A 12,730-nucleotide genomic window follows, 5' to 3' on the forward strand; every position below is an offset into this window, starting at 1 on the left:
GGACGATTTAAAGCGGGTAAAAATCCATGCTTTATTTTGAGTTAATCGCGTTTGTGTGGTCTATGGTTTACACGCGGTGAATCAAGTGGACCCTCCCGGGCCCCTGTTTAGACTTCCTTCATCCGCGCGCGCGACAACAGGGCGAGTGTTCCTATGAGGATGACGCCATGCGCCTGTGCGCCCGTATCGCCGCTCTCGCCCTCACCCTCGCCCTGACGGCCGCCGCCGGCGCGCCCGCCCTGGCCCAGGTGTTCCGCGTGCCCGCCGACCACGCCGCCCTGATCCGCCTGCCCGGCGAGGCGGCGGCCATTGTGGTGGGCAATCCGGCCATCGCTGACGCCAATCTCTATGATGCGCGCACCATCTTCATCACGGGCAAGCAATTCGGGCGCACCAATCTGATCGCGCTGAACGCTGCGGGCCGCGTGCTCTATACCGCCGACCTCTCCGTCACCGGCAATGACCGGGGCGTGGTGCAGGTGTTCCGCAACAATACCCGCGCCAGCTATGTCTGCGCGCCCGACTGCCAGGCCATCCCCACCCTGGCCAATGACGCGGCGTGGAACACGCTCGACGGCGGCTGAGCCGTCAGCAAAATCGCGTGACCGCACGGGGCGATCCGTCATATAAACGCGGCTGAGGGCCTTGCCCTCGGTGCAAAGGATCACGCCATGGCCAAAGGCCAACAAAAATCCGGCCGCGAGGCGAAAAAGCCCAAAGCCGAGAAGAACCAGAAGAAAAAGACCAACGCCTCGCAGCCCTCACAGAAGACCGGATCGGTCGGCGGGCTGGAGCATCTGGGCAACAAGAAGAGCTAGGCGCCCGCGCCGCGCTCATTTCTTGTATTTCCGGAATGGGTTTGGGCCCAAGTGCAGCAACGGGTACGCGCCCGTTTGTTGTTCCGGACTGGGCGTTGGCCCAAATCCGGGACCCGTCCCGCCTAATCGGAGCCAGCGCGGCAGCTGACGGTATGGGATGACGGGTCCCGGGCCGCCCGTCAAAGCACGGCAGGCTGCTGTGATTTCGTCCCAATCGGCCTGACCCGCCGGGCGGGCGGGCGTGAGCGTCTCCGGTGAGACTCCGTCCGGCGACTGTCCTCTTACCGTTCTTACCGTTCTTACCGTTCTCATCCTCCACCCTGGGCTATGGTCCGCCTTCCGCCCGGACATATCCGGGACGCGCTACCATAGCCCCGCCCGCAGCAGGGGCGGACAAGCGGCGGACTGGCGGCATGGCGGGGGGCCATTCCCCACCCCTGCCTTCCCGGAATTGGCGCAGCCCATATCCGGGACCTATCGCGATACATCTCAGCCGCCGCAACGGTGGACAGCCTCGGTGGATGGGTCCCGGGTCTCCCCCGGATCAAGTCCGGGGTCGCCCGGGAAAACAAGATGGGTGTTTTGATCCCCCGCCCCCTGTTTTCCCGGAATTTGCGAAGCAAATATCCGGGACCCATCGCGACACATCTCAGCCGCCCAGGCGGCGGAAAGCATTGGTGGATGGCTCCCGGCGCTCGCTCCGCTCGGCCGGGAAAACAAGGTGGGTTGTTTTGAGGGAGATCGCTGCATCATATTCGCGCTATGCGCGATTATAATTTCTACGTCTACATCATGGCGAACCGGAAGCAGGGCGCGCTTTATACCGGGGTGACGAATGATCTGGTGCGCCGGGTGTGGGAGCATCGCGAGGGGATCGGCTCGGCCTTTGTGCGCCAGCACAAGGTGACGCGTCTCGTCTGGTACGACCATCATAACGATGTGCTGGAGGCGTACGCCCACGAGCGCCGGCTCAAGCGCTGGCGGCGCGCCTGGAAGATCACCCTGATCGAAACCGAAAACCCGGACTGGCGCGATCTGACCTTTGACCTGACGCTCTAACCCCCCTTCCCCTGCTTTGGTTAAATCCCCCATCCCTGTTTTCCCGGAATTTGCGAAGCAAATATCCGGGACCCATCCCCCATAAGACCCAACCCTCAAGCGGCTGAAAGCATCGGTGGCTGGGTCCCGGGTCTCCCTCCGATCGCCCGGGAAAACAAGATGGGTGTTTTGATTCCCCACCCCTGTTTTCCCGGAAGCCCCGGCCTTGAGCCGGGGATATCCGGGACCCATCCCCCCCCCTACTCCCCCACATAAATCTCCCCGCCGCTGCGTTTGAACTCCTCCGCCTTCTCCGCCATGCCCTTTGAGGCCTCATCCGCCTGGCGCTCCAGATCGGCTTTTTCGTTTTCGGACAGGCCCGCCGCGTAGTCGCGCACGTCCTGGGTGATTTTCATGGAGCAGAATTTCGGGCCGCACATGGAGCAGAAATGCGCCACCTTGTGGGCGTCCTTGGGCAGGGTCTGGTCGTGGAAGTCGCGGGCCGTGTCGGGGTCCAGCGACAGGTTGAACTGGTCCTCCCAGCGGAATTCGAACCGGGCGCGGCTCAAGGCGTCGTCGCGCAGCTTGGCCGCCGGGTGACCCTTGGCGAGGTCGGCGGCGTGGGCGGCGATTTTATAGGTGATCACGCCGGTCTTCACATCGTCGCGGTCGGGCAGGCCCAGATGCTCTTTGGGCGTGACATAGCAGAGCATGGCGCAGCCGAACCAGCCGATCATGGCCGCTCCAATGCCCGACGTGATGTGGTCATAGCCCGGCGCGATATCGGTGGTGAGGGGCCCAAGGGTGTAGAAGGGCGCCTCGCCGCAGGTCTCCAGCTGCTTGTCCATATTGGCCTTGATCTTGTGCATGGCCACATGGCCCGGCCCCTCGATCATCACCTGACAGCCATGGGCCCAGGCCACTTTGGTGAGCTCGCCCAGCGTCTCCAACTCGGCGAACTGGGCGGCGTCATTGGCGTCGGCGATGGAGCCGGGGCGCAGGCCGTCGCCCATGGAGAAGCTCACGTCATAGGCGCGCATGATCTCGCAGATCTCGTCAAAGCGCGTGTAGAGGAAGCTCTCTTTGTGATGGGACAGGCACCATTTGGCCATGATGGACCCGCCGCGCGACACGATGCCGGTGACGCGGTTGGCGGTGAGCGGCACATAGGCCAGGCGCACCCCGGCATGGATGGTGAAATAGTCCACGCCCTGCTCGGCCTGCTCGATGAGGGTGTCGGCGAAAATGTCGAAGGTCAGGTCCTCGGCGACGCCGCCCACCTTCTCCAGCGCCTGATAGATCGGCACGGTGCCGATGGGGACGGGCGAATTGCGCACGATCCATTCGCGGGTGTTGTGGATGTTCTTGCCGGTGGAGAGGTCCATCACCGTGTCGGCGCCCCATCGGATGGCCCAGACCATCTTGTCGACTTCCTCCTCCACGGAAGATGCGACGGCCGAATTGCCGATATTGGCGTTGATCTTCACCAGGAAATTGCGGCCGATCACCATGGGTTCGAGCTCGCCATGATTGATATTGGCCGGGATGATGGCCCGCCCGCGCGCGATCTCGCTGCGCACAAATTCCGGTGTGACAAACTCGGGGATGGCCGCGCCGAAATCCTCGCCATCCGCGCGGCGCTCGGCGGCGCCGGGCAGGGCTTGCGCCCGCCCGATATTCTCGCGCTCAGCGGCGTAGATCATTTCATCGGTGATGATGCCCCGCTTAGCGAACTCGTATTGCGTGACCGGGCCGGTCCCGGTGGCGCGCAAGGGGCGGTGGCGCACCGGGAAGGCGCGGGCGAGGTATTTCCCCTGCGCCCCGCCATTATCGAGCGCGCTCGGCGCGCGGCCTTCATATTCCTCCACCCCGCCCCGCGCCGTGACCCAGGCCGTGCGGGCGCGGGTCAGGCCCTTCTCCACGTCGATGCTGGCGCCGGGATCGGTGTACGGCCCCGAACAGTCATAGACGCGCACCGCCGGCTCCAGGGCCGTGGGGTGCAGCTCGATCTCCCGGTGCGGCACGTTAAGATGCGGCGCGGCCTGCGGGTGGGTGAACACCCGGCGCGACCCGGCCAGCGGCCCGGTGGTGACGGTGGGCGTGGGAAATTCGGACTGGCTGACGGGCTTGTTCATGGGATCGGGCTTTCAAGGTGGCGAAGGGTCAGGGGCGTTTGGGCGTGGCGGGTAAGGGCGCGGGCGGGATCAGCCGGTGACGGCCCAGCGGACAGTCGGGCTGATGAGGGCGAGGTCGCCATCGGGACTTTCAGCCACGCTGAACCGGAAGCGGGCTTCCACCGGGCGGCGGTTCGCCTCCACCGGCTCAGCCACAAAGCTCAGCGTGCAGTCATGGGCGCGCGCGGGCTCGGTCAGGGGCGTGCAGACGGCCGAGCGGGTCTCGGCCACATCCAGGGCGGGCAGCACCCAGTAGGACAGGGAGGTCTCCGACACCGGCTCGCCGGTCGTCCAGTCGGACGGGACCAGATCCTCGGCGTTCTCCACCAGCAGAACATGCAGGGCGGCGGCGGCGGGGCCTGTGGCTTCGGGCGCGGCGGTGTCGGGTGCGGCGGTGTCGGGCGCGGCGGTCTCGGGCGCGGCGGTCTCGGGTGCGGCCTGCTCAGCCACGGGGGCCGGGCTGCAGGCGGCGATCAGGACGGACAGGGCGGCAAAGCCGGCAAGGCGCATGACGGTCATCGGTCAGTCTCCGGGGTCAAAGGGTCAGGATGGGGCGGGACGCGCGCGGCAGCGGGCGCGGGTGAGAGAGCGTCCAGCCCCAGCGCGGCGCGGCGCTTTCTGGTGAGGGCGAGGGCGGCCAGGCGCCAGCTTTCGGTGAGGTGGGATTTCAGCTCGTCATCGCTGACGCTGGCGTCGGACGTGCGCTGGATCCACAGCATGCCGCGCGAGGCGAGATAGGGCGCCGGCCGGCAGCCGGGCGCATCGCGCAGCACCTCGTACACGATGTCGGAGCATTTGAAGGTGACGGCGAGCGGCGCGTCCGCATCCTGGCTGGCCACGGCGAACACCTTGCCAGTCTGGCCGGGGCCAACGCCCACCTTCCACACATGCGCCCCGCCCCACTGGACGACATGGGTCGCAGCAGGCAGCGCGGCGCAATGGGTGTTGTAATCGTCTCGCGTCATAAGCTCCATCCCGACGCCGGCATGACCCGGATCCGGTCCTGAGGGTGCTGTCTCAGCCCCGTGATGGTCACGGGACGCCCCTTGGAACGTTCATGGCGGGAACCTCGCACGCGCCGGGTGCCGCGCGCAAGGGCGCCGCGGAGTGCTTGGCGCGCCGGGGCAAGCGGCCTAGAACTTGGCCCATGAGCCCGCGCCCCGTCCTCGCCATCGCCTATGATTTTGACGGCACGCTGTCGCCGGGCTCCATGCAGGAGCATTCCTTCATCCCGGAGATCGGCGAGGACAAGGCCGCCTTCTGGGCGCGGGTGAATGGCGATGCGGCGCGGCTCAAGGCCGACAATATCCTGGTCTACATGCACGAGATGGTGAAGGCGGCGCGCAAGCAGGGTGTGCGATTCCGCAAGGAAGACATCCAGCGCCACGGCGCGCGCGTGGGGTTTTTCCCCGGCGTGGCCGATGGCTGGTTCGCCCGTCAGCGCGAACGCGGCGCGGCGGCGGGGCTGGAGGTGCAGCACGTGATCATCTCGTCGGGCCTCAAAGAGATGATCGCGGCCAGCGCCATCGGGCCGGAATTTGCCGCCATCTTCGCCTCGGAATTCAAATACGACGCCAATGACGTGCCCGAGTGGGCGGCGGCGGCGGTGAACTACACCAACAAGACCCAGTTCCTGTTCCGCATCAACAAGGGCGCGATGGACCCCGGCGACCACGCGGCGGTCAACCGCTATGTGCCCGAGGACGAGCGCCCGGTGCCGTTCCGCAACATGATCTATATCGGCGATGGCGATACCGATGTGCCGTGCATGCGCACGGTCAAGGAACAGGGCGGCGTGTCCATCGCGGTGCACCCGCCTGAAGACGAGGCCCTGGCGGCCAAGACCACGCAGCTGAAAGCCGATCACCGGGTGCATTTCACCGCCCAGGCCGATTTCACCGAAGGCTCCGCACTGGACGCCTATGTCGCTGCGGCCATCGACAAGATTGCGGCGGTGGAGCGCCTGAAGGCGCTGGAGCGCGGCTGACAGGGCGGGGGCTCAGGCCCAGGTGCGGCGAGGCGCCCCATCGCGTCCGGCCCCGGAATGCGCGAAATGTCCCCAAACGAATGAGGGATATTTCATGAGCCGCCGCGACACCATCCTGCACCACGCCCAGGCGCGCACGCCGCGCTATACCAGCTACCCCACCGCGCCGCATTTCCATGAGGGCGTGGACGCCGAGACGCTGGCGCGCTGGCTGGGCGTGCTGGACCCGGCCCGGCCGGTCTCGCTCTATGTCCATGTGCCCTATTGCCGGTCGCTGTGCTGGTATTGCGGCTGCAACACCCGCGCGACCACGCGCGCCGAGCCGGTGACGGCGTATCTCGAACGCCTGCTCACAGAGCTGGACCTGATGGCCTCGCGCCTGCCGGGGCGGATGACCCTCTCCCACTTCGCCATGGGCGGCGGCACGCCCGCCATTCTCTCCCCGGACCAGATCAGCGCGCTGATGGACGCGGTGCGGGCGCGCTTTGAGTTTCTGCCCGGGGCCGAGCTGTCCATCGAAATCGATCCGCGCCATTTCACCCGGGCGGATGCGCTGGGCCTGGCGCGCAACGGATTCACCCGCGCCTCCACCGGTGTGCAGAGCTTCGATCCGGCGGTGCAGGCGGCGATCAACCGCATCCAGCCCTGGGAGCTGGCGGCCATCGCCTTTGACCGGTTGCGCGAGGCCGGGGTGAGCGCGATCAATATCGACCTGCTCTACGGCCTGCCGCGCCAGAGCACAGCCAGCGCGCGCGCCAGCGCCGAAGCCGCCGCAGACCTGGCGCCCGACCGGCTGGCGGTGTTCGGTTATGCCCATGTGCCTCACATGATGGCCCATCAGCGCCTGATCAATGACGCGGACCTGCCCGATGCGCGCGGGCGGCTGGATCAGGCCGACGCCATGGAGAGCGCACTGCGGGCCGCAGGCTACCAGGCCATCGGTATCGACCATTATGCCCGTCCCCAGGACGCCATGGCCCGCGCACTGGCGGCGGGCACGCTGAAGCGCAATTTCCAGGGCTACACCACCGATCCCTCGGACACGCTGCTGGGCCTGGGAGCCTCGGCGATCTCCGCCCTGCCCCAGGGCTATGTGCAGGCCCACAGCGATGTGCGCGCCTGGGGGCAGGCGGTGGAGGCCGGGCACCTCACCGCACGGCGGGGCGTGGCGGTGACGCCGGACGACCGGCTGCGCCGGGCGGTGATCGAGCAGATCATGACGTTTCTGGAAGCCGACCCGGCCGCTATCGCCGCAGGCCATGGCCTGCCTGAACCCCAGGCCGATCTGGGTGCGCTGGAACAGGCAGGCATTGTCGTGCCTGAGGGCGGCCGCATCCGGATCGCGCCGGGCTACCGCCCACTCGCCCGGCTCGCGGCGGCGGCGTTCGACGCCTACCTGCCCGCCAGCGTGGCGCGTCACTCGGTTTCGGTCTGAACACACCCGCCCCCTCGCAAGCCGGCACCCGAACGGCTATCTCTGGAGAAGACACAGACGCCGGGAGCCGACATGACCACAGATGCGTTCGCCGCCTTTGAGTTCGATGCCGCCGATGCGGCCCGGGTGCTGGACCATGCGCTGGCGGGCGCGGATGACGGGGAATTGTTTCTGGAGACCTCGGCCTCGGAATCGCTCGCCTTTGATGATGGCCGGCTGAAGATCGCCAATTTCTCGTCCGAGCGCGGCTTCGGCTTGCGTGCCGTGTTTGGCGAGACCACCGGGTTCGCCCACTCCAGCGATCCGGGCCTGGCCGCGCTGACGCGCGCCGCCGAGACCGCGTCCGCCGCCCGCAAGGGCCGTGACGCGGTAATGGCCCCGCCGCCCGCGCGCGCCAACCAGCGCCTGTATGACGATGTGGATGTGATCGCCGAGCCGGGCTTCGAGGCCAAATCGGCCCTGCTGGCGGAAATCGATGCCTGGGTGCGCGCGCAGGATTCCAGCGTTGTGCAGGTGTCGGCCTCGCTGACCGGGTCACGCCGGGTGATCGCCATCGTGCGGTCGGGCGGCGATGTGCGCGCCGAAGTGCGCCCGCTGGTGCGCCTGAATGTGTCGGTGACCTGTGAGCGCGACGGCCGGCGCGAGACCGGATCGGCCGGCGCAGGCGGCCGCGCGGCGTTCGAGCACTGGCTGGCACCCGAAAGCTGGAAGGGCCTGGCCGCCGAGGCGCTGCGCGTGGCGCACGTCAATCTGGAAGCCGTGGATGCCCCGGCGGGCGAATGGCCGGTGGTGCTGGGGCCGGGCTGGCCCGCGGTGCTGCTTCATGAGGCAGTGGGTCACGGCCTGGAAGGCGACTTCAACCGCAAAGGCACCAGCGCGTTCGCCGGCAAGCTGGGCCAGCAGGTGGCGGCCAAAGGCGTGACCATCGTGGATGACGGAACGATCCCTGACCGGCGCGGCTCGCTGTCCTTTGATGATGAAGGCACACCCACCTCGCGCACGGTTCTGATCGAGGATGGAATCCTGCGCGGCTATATGCAGGACCGGCAGAACGCCCGGCTGATGGGCATGGCCCCCACCGGAAACGGCCGGCGCGAAAGCTATGCCCATCCGGTGATGCCGCGCATGACCAACACCATCATGGAGAACGGGTCCCACGATCCAGGCGAGATACTGGAAAGCCTGAAGGACGGCATCTACGCCAAGAATTTCGGTGGCGGCCAGGTGGACATCACGTCTGGCAAATTCGTGTTCCGCTGCACCGAGGCCTACCGGGTGCGCGGCGGCAAGATCATGGAGCCCATCAAGGGCGCCACCCTGATCGGGGACGGCCCGGCGGCGCTCAAGCAGATCACCATGATCGGCAATGACATGGCGCTGGACTCCGGCGTGGGCATGTGTGGCAAGGGCGGCCAGGGCGTGCCCGTGGGCGTCGGCCAGCCGACCCTGCGCGTGGAGGGCCTGACGCTTGGCGGCGCGGGGTAAAGACGTCTAGGTTTAGCTTCGGGATGCGGGGGCAGATCCGGAGTAGAGGGCATGACCACCATGCTGGCCACCCTGCTGAGTACGCTCAGTCTTTACGCCGCAGCCGCGCAAGCGGGCGGCGCACCGGACACCCGCCTGCCGCTGGCCCGCGCCTCCAGCGGCCAGTTCCTCATTGATGTGAGCATTGCCGGTGGAGGCCCCTGGCCTTTCATGATCGATACCGGCGCCAGCCACACGACGCTCGCCCGGCCAGTGGCCGAGGCGCTGGGCTTCATCTCCACGCGCGAGCATCTGCACCCGGTCCAGACCCTGACGGCGGAAACGCTGGAGGAGCGGCTGGAAATCGCCGCTATGCGGTTCGGACCGGCGCGTGCTGACGGTATCAACGCGGTGGTCGCCGATGTGATCGGCGGCGAGATTCAGGGGCTCATTGGCCTCGACGCGCTGGCGGGCGAGCGCGTGCGGCTGGACTTTCCCGCTGGCGAAATCGTGTTTGATGTCGCGGCCCTGGACAGCGCCCACGGGCGCATTCATCCGGTGCACGGCGTTGCGGTCATGGAGGCGCGTGTCCATGGCATCCGCGAACCGGTTATGGTGCTGGTCGATACCGGATCGGGGTTCACTATGATCAATTCGGCGCTGGCGCGGCGGCTTGTCCGCGAACCGGTGACGCGCATGCGCGTCAGCGGCATCACCCGATCCGCACCCAGCGCCGATGTCGACGAGCGCGCCCGGCTGGAGCGTTTGCGCATTGGCGGCGTCTGCGTCCGCTCGATGAGGGCCGTTCAGGCTGATGTGGACATTTTCCGCGCGCTGGGTTGGCGCGACCGGCCCGCCATGGTGCTGGGTCTCGACCTGTTGCAACACACCATCGTCACGGTCGAGGGAGACGCGCGGACGATCCGCATCGACCCCGGGACGGCGGCGCTCTCATGTCCCGAGGACTACTCGCCGCGCCGCCGCCCCCGGCGCCTATTAGAGGACACGCCCCAAACCGGCTATCACCCGGGCCTGCCACGGCCCGGGCGGTGACGGCGCGGTGCGCACCGGCCCTAGATCGGCATGCGCATGATTTCCTGATAGGCCCGGATCACCTGATCGCGCACGGCGATGGCGGTTTCCAGCTGCACCTCTGCGGCGGCCATGGCGGTGACCACGTCGGTCAGTTCGGCCCGGCCGAGGACGGCCTGGGAGGACTGGGTCTCGGCGGCGGATACGCTGGATTGCAGCGTGTTGACAGCATCGGTGACAAGGTTGGCGAAACCGCCCGTTTCGCCCGTGGGCGCAGGCGCGGGCGCGGCGGCACCGCTGGCGGCCTGGGCCGCCTGGGCGTAGGCGCGGAGAGCGGCGAGGTCCATGGGTTAACTCCTAGCGGCGCAGCAGATCGAGGGTGCGCTCGAGCATGCGGCGCGAGCCTTCGATCATGGTGAGATTGGCTTCATAGCTGCGCTGGGCCTCGCGCATGTCCATCAGCTCGATGAGCGAGGAGACGTTGGGGTAGCGCACATAGCCCTCGTCATCGGCCCCGGGGTGGCCGGGCTGGTAGACTGAACGAAAATCGCGGTCGTCCAGGCGCACATCGGTCATGCGGGCAACCTGCGCGCCGGTCTCGCGATCCAGCTCGGCACGGAAGACCGGGATCTGGCGCTGGTACGGGTTGCCGTCGGGCGTCTGGGCCGCGGAATCGGCGTTGGCAAGGTTCTCCGCAATGATGCGCATGCGCGCCGATTGCGCGCGCAGGCCCGAGGCGGAGATGTGCAGAACGTCGTGGGAGCGGTCCATGAATCAGACCTCCTTGTCAGGTACTTAAGCGCCGGGTCCGCGCGCCGCCATGCGGATCAGTGTCAGGCTTTTCTGGTACAGGCTGACGGCGGTTTCGTACTGCATGCGCGTCTCGCTGGCGCGCGCCATCTGTTCTTCAAGCACCACCGAATTCCCATTGGCGGTGGTTTCGGTGTCGGGCGTGCGCTCGGTGCGGAAACGGCCTGCAGCGTCTGCCTGGCCGGCAATATGGCGCGCATCGGTGCGCTGCAGGCCGGGGCTCGGGCGTGCGCGTCCCTCCAGCGCCTGCTCGAACGAGGCGCGCGACAGGTCCGAAGGCGTGAAGCCGGGCGTGTCGGCATTGGCCACGTTCTGGGCCAGCGTGCGCTGACGCGCGGCGTGGAAGCCCATCGCCTCACGCAACATGGACAGAAGCGGAATGTCGTCTGAGCGCATGAGCGCCTCGCTCCGTTCTGGAGTTTGACTGTAACGTTAACCCTCTCCTGCACCGGTTAAGACAGGCTTAACCGAACGCCCGACTCCCGCTAGGGCTTGATGCTACGGTGACGCGCGCGCGGACAGCGCGGACGCGGCAGCAAGGCTTCAATCGGCAAGGCGCGGGCTTGGATCAAGTTGATTTCATACGCTTTTTCGCAGCGCTCATTCTGGTGCTGGGCCTGCTGGGCGGGTTCTGGGTGATTCTGCGCAAGGGCTGGCTGCCGTCGGGGTTTTCCGGCCTGGTCAATCTGCAGGCCGCGCGTGGTGCGCGCCGCCTGAGCATACGCGAAAGCCTGCTTCTGGATCCGCGCCGGCGCGTGGTGATCGTGCGCGCGGACGGCATCGAACACGTGGTGCTGCTGGGCGCATCGGGCGAGACGGTGCTCGACACCCGCCCTGCCTTGCCCGAGCCGGTGTTTGAACCGGTGTTCGAGCCGGTGTTAGAGCCGGGGCCGGACATGGATAGCGAGGTGGATAGTGCCACCCCGCAAACCGGGGACAGCCAGCCATGAAACCGGGATTTTCGGGGTCAAGCGCGTGGGTCCATGTGTTCAAAGCGGCACTTTATGTGTCACTGGGCTTCATTCTTGCGACGTTGGCCACCGGTGCGGCGGACGCCCAGGCCATCAGCATCGATCTGGGTGAGGAAGGCGGCGGACTGACCGAGCGGGTGATCCAGCTCATCGTGCTTCTGACGGTGCTGAGCCTGGCACCGTCCATCATCATCATGACGACCAGCTTCGTGCGCATCGTGGTGGTGCTGAGCTTGCTGCGCACCGCCATCGGCCTGCAGCAAAGCCCGCCCAATGCGGTGCTGATCTCGCTGGCGCTGTTTCTGACCGCCTTCATCATGGCGCCGGTCTTCACCCAGTCCTGGGAGCAGGGCCTGTCGCCCTATATCGACGGCCAGATGGAGACCGGCGAGGCGTTCACGGCCACCACCGCGCCGGTGAAAACCTTCATGCTCGCCCAGACCCGCGAGGATGATCTGGCGCTGTTCATCTCGATCGCCGGAATCGAGCCGGAATCCGCCGAGGCCGTGCCCTTCCAGGTGGTCGCCCCCGCCTTCATGATTTCCGAGCTGCGCCGGGCCTTCGAGATCGGCTTCCTCCTGTTCATCCCCTTCCTGATCATCGACCTGGTGGTGGCGTCCATCCTGATGTCCATGGGCATGATGATGCTGCCGCCCATCGTGATCTCGTTGCCGTTCAAGCTGATCTTCTTCGTGCTGGTGGATGGCTGGCGGCTGGTGGTCGGCTCGCTGGTGCAGAGCTTTGATCTGAGTGTCGTGCCGCCGCCAGGGTAGCCGGGGCGTGTCCGGACCTTGCCGACATGCGTGCGGCCGATCACCCCGCCGTCCGCCATGCGCCTGGCTTCGCAAGACCTGATGAGCGCTCAGCGGCACAACGCATGAACCCCGCGCCTTTTCCAGGCGCGGGGTTCATCGCGGCGGGATGCCTGTTCAATCGTCGCAAGACCGGGCACCGCGGCAGTCAAGGCAGCGGCAGGGCTCCAGACCGCAGAGCCGCCACGA

At 67.0% G+C, this 12,730-nt stretch carries 15 protein-coding genes and 1 riboswitch; of the genes, 9 read left to right on the plus strand and 6 right to left on the minus strand.

All coding sequences use genetic code 11. From position 1 onward, the window contains the following. Nucleotides 1-167 precede the first annotated feature (167 nt). The 3 genes from L2D00_08190 (at nucleotide 168) to L2D00_08200 (ending at nucleotide 1,877) form a co-directional block, all read left to right on the plus strand. Complete coding sequence (locus L2D00_08190; GenBank protein ID WBQ11828.1) at nucleotides 168-584, plus strand: pilus assembly protein N-terminal domain-containing protein; 417 nt, start codon at nucleotides 168-170, stop codon at nucleotides 582-584. A gap of 87 nt (nucleotides 585-671) precedes the next feature. Beyond that, the gene (locus L2D00_08195) at nucleotides 672-818 is read left to right on the plus strand and encodes a hypothetical protein (protein ID WBQ11829.1); all 147 of its coding nucleotides are present in this window, start codon (nucleotides 672-674) and stop codon (nucleotides 816-818) included. Nucleotides 819-1,580: 762 nt separating this feature from the next. Continuing rightward, nucleotides 1,581-1,877: a GIY-YIG nuclease family protein gene (locus L2D00_08200; GenBank protein ID WBQ11830.1), complete on the plus strand. Its 297-nt coding sequence runs from the start codon at nucleotides 1,581-1,583 to the stop codon at nucleotides 1,875-1,877. Nucleotides 1,878-2,116: 239 nt separating this feature from the next. Here L2D00_08200 and thiC read toward each other — a convergent pair whose 3' ends face one another. From thiC to L2D00_08215, 3 genes are all read right to left on the minus strand, one after another. After that, the gene (gene thiC / locus L2D00_08205; protein WBQ11831.1) at nucleotides 2,117-3,991 is read right to left on the minus strand and encodes a phosphomethylpyrimidine synthase ThiC; all 1,875 of its coding nucleotides are present in this window, start codon (nucleotides 3,989-3,991) and stop codon (nucleotides 2,117-2,119) included. Nucleotides 3,992-4,060: 69 nt separating this feature from the next. Next, nucleotides 4,061-4,549, minus strand: a complete 489-nt coding sequence (locus L2D00_08210; protein WBQ11832.1) for a hypothetical protein — start codon at nucleotides 4,547-4,549, stop codon at nucleotides 4,061-4,063. Then, nucleotides 4,546-4,995 (minus strand): MmcQ/YjbR family DNA-binding protein, encoded by a 450-nt coding sequence (locus tag L2D00_08215; GenBank protein ID WBQ11833.1) that lies wholly within the window; start codon nucleotides 4,993-4,995, stop codon nucleotides 4,546-4,548. Before L2D00_08215 ends, L2D00_08210 begins: the two co-directional genes overlap by 4 nt. Further along, a riboswitch (TPP riboswitch) is annotated at nucleotides 4,987-5,087 on the minus strand. Its footprint overlaps the gene before it by 9 nt. Nucleotides 5,088-5,177: 90 nt before the next feature. Between L2D00_08215 and L2D00_08220 the strand changes: the two genes are divergently transcribed. The 4 genes from L2D00_08220 to L2D00_08235 all read left to right on the plus strand — a co-directional run bounded on the left by L2D00_08220 (nucleotide 5,178) and on the right by L2D00_08235 (nucleotide 9,969). Continuing rightward, entirely contained in the window at nucleotides 5,178-6,017 is an 840-nt protein-coding gene (locus L2D00_08220; GenBank protein ID WBQ11834.1) for a haloacid dehalogenase-like hydrolase, read from the plus strand. A 94-nt stretch (nucleotides 6,018-6,111) separates the two neighbouring features. Beyond that, the gene (hemN, locus tag L2D00_08225) at nucleotides 6,112-7,452 is read left to right on the plus strand and encodes an oxygen-independent coproporphyrinogen III oxidase (protein ID WBQ11835.1); all 1,341 of its coding nucleotides are present in this window, start codon (nucleotides 6,112-6,114) and stop codon (nucleotides 7,450-7,452) included. A 72-nt stretch (nucleotides 7,453-7,524) separates the two neighbouring features. Beyond that, nucleotides 7,525-8,937 carry a metalloprotease TldD gene (gene tldD / locus L2D00_08230; protein ID WBQ11836.1) on the plus strand — a complete coding sequence of 471 codons (1,413 nt, stop codon included), beginning with the start codon at nucleotides 7,525-7,527 and terminating at the stop codon, nucleotides 8,935-8,937. Nucleotides 8,938-8,988: 51 nt separating this feature from the next. Next, the gene (locus L2D00_08235; protein WBQ11837.1) at nucleotides 8,989-9,969 is read left to right on the plus strand and encodes an aspartyl protease family protein; all 981 of its coding nucleotides are present in this window, start codon (nucleotides 8,989-8,991) and stop codon (nucleotides 9,967-9,969) included. A gap of 20 nt (nucleotides 9,970-9,989) precedes the next feature. Here L2D00_08235 and fliE read toward each other — a convergent pair whose 3' ends face one another. The 3 genes from fliE to flgB are packed head-to-tail and all read right to left on the minus strand — an operon-like array spanning nucleotide 9,990 to nucleotide 11,154. After that, nucleotides 9,990-10,295 (minus strand): flagellar hook-basal body complex protein FliE, encoded by a 306-nt coding sequence (gene fliE, locus L2D00_08240; GenBank protein WBQ11838.1) that lies wholly within the window; start codon nucleotides 10,293-10,295, stop codon nucleotides 9,990-9,992. A gap of 10 nt (nucleotides 10,296-10,305) precedes the next feature. Next, nucleotides 10,306-10,719, minus strand: coding sequence for a flagellar basal body rod protein FlgC (gene flgC / locus L2D00_08245; GenBank protein WBQ11839.1), 414 nt, complete (start codon nucleotides 10,717-10,719; stop codon nucleotides 10,306-10,308). A gap of 24 nt (nucleotides 10,720-10,743) precedes the next feature. Continuing rightward, on the minus strand, nucleotides 10,744-11,154 hold the full coding sequence (flgB, locus tag L2D00_08250) for a flagellar basal body rod protein FlgB (GenBank protein WBQ11840.1): 411 nt from the start codon (nucleotides 11,152-11,154) through the stop codon (nucleotides 10,744-10,746). Nucleotides 11,155-11,321: 167 nt separating this feature from the next. Here flgB and L2D00_08255 point away from each other — a divergent pair, with 167 nt between their 5' ends. Both L2D00_08255 and fliP read left to right on the plus strand, forming a co-directional pair. Next, entirely contained in the window at nucleotides 11,322-11,708 is a 387-nt protein-coding gene (locus L2D00_08255) for a flagellar biosynthetic protein FliO (GenBank protein ID WBQ11841.1), read from the plus strand. Then, the gene (gene fliP, locus L2D00_08260) at nucleotides 11,705-12,502 is read left to right on the plus strand and encodes a flagellar type III secretion system pore protein FliP (protein ID WBQ11842.1); all 798 of its coding nucleotides are present in this window, start codon (nucleotides 11,705-11,707) and stop codon (nucleotides 12,500-12,502) included. Before L2D00_08255 ends, fliP begins: the two co-directional genes overlap by 4 nt. Nucleotides 12,503-12,730: the final 228 nt, after the last annotated feature.

The sequence above is a fragment of the Hyphomonadaceae bacterium BL14 genome (assembly GCA_027627705.1).
Classification (GTDB): domain Bacteria; phylum Pseudomonadota; class Alphaproteobacteria; order Caulobacterales; family Maricaulaceae; genus Oceanicaulis.

Coding starts and splice junctions, on each gene's coding strand:
- L2D00_08190 (WBQ11828.1), top strand. CDS start 168: ATGCGCCTGTGCGCCCGTATCGCCGCTCTCGCCCTCACCCTCGCCCTG.
- L2D00_08195 (WBQ11829.1), top strand. CDS start 672: ATGGCCAAAGGCCAACAAAAATCCGGCCGCGAGGCGAAAAAGCCCAAA.
- L2D00_08200 (WBQ11830.1), top strand. CDS start 1,581: ATGCGCGATTATAATTTCTACGTCTACATCATGGCGAACCGGAAGCAG.
- thiC (WBQ11831.1), bottom strand. CDS start 3,991: ATGAACAAGCCCGTCAGCCAGTCCGAATTTCCCACGCCCACCGTCACC.
- L2D00_08210 (WBQ11832.1), bottom strand. CDS start 4,549: ATGACCGTCATGCGCCTTGCCGGCTTTGCCGCCCTGTCCGTCCTGATC.
- L2D00_08215 (WBQ11833.1), bottom strand. CDS start 4,995: ATGACGCGAGACGATTACAACACCCATTGCGCCGCGCTGCCTGCTGCG.
- L2D00_08220 (WBQ11834.1), top strand. CDS start 5,178: ATGAGCCCGCGCCCCGTCCTCGCCATCGCCTATGATTTTGACGGCACG.
- hemN (WBQ11835.1), top strand. CDS start 6,112: ATGAGCCGCCGCGACACCATCCTGCACCACGCCCAGGCGCGCACGCCG.
- tldD (WBQ11836.1), top strand. CDS start 7,525: ATGACCACAGATGCGTTCGCCGCCTTTGAGTTCGATGCCGCCGATGCG.
- L2D00_08235 (WBQ11837.1), top strand. CDS start 8,989: ATGACCACCATGCTGGCCACCCTGCTGAGTACGCTCAGTCTTTACGCC.
- fliE (WBQ11838.1), bottom strand. CDS start 10,295: ATGGACCTCGCCGCTCTCCGCGCCTACGCCCAGGCGGCCCAGGCCGCC.
- flgC (WBQ11839.1), bottom strand. CDS start 10,719: ATGGACCGCTCCCACGACGTTCTGCACATCTCCGCCTCGGGCCTGCGC.
- flgB (WBQ11840.1), bottom strand. CDS start 11,154: ATGCGCTCAGACGACATTCCGCTTCTGTCCATGTTGCGTGAGGCGATG.
- fliP (WBQ11842.1), top strand. CDS start 11,705: ATGAAACCGGGATTTTCGGGGTCAAGCGCGTGGGTCCATGTGTTCAAA.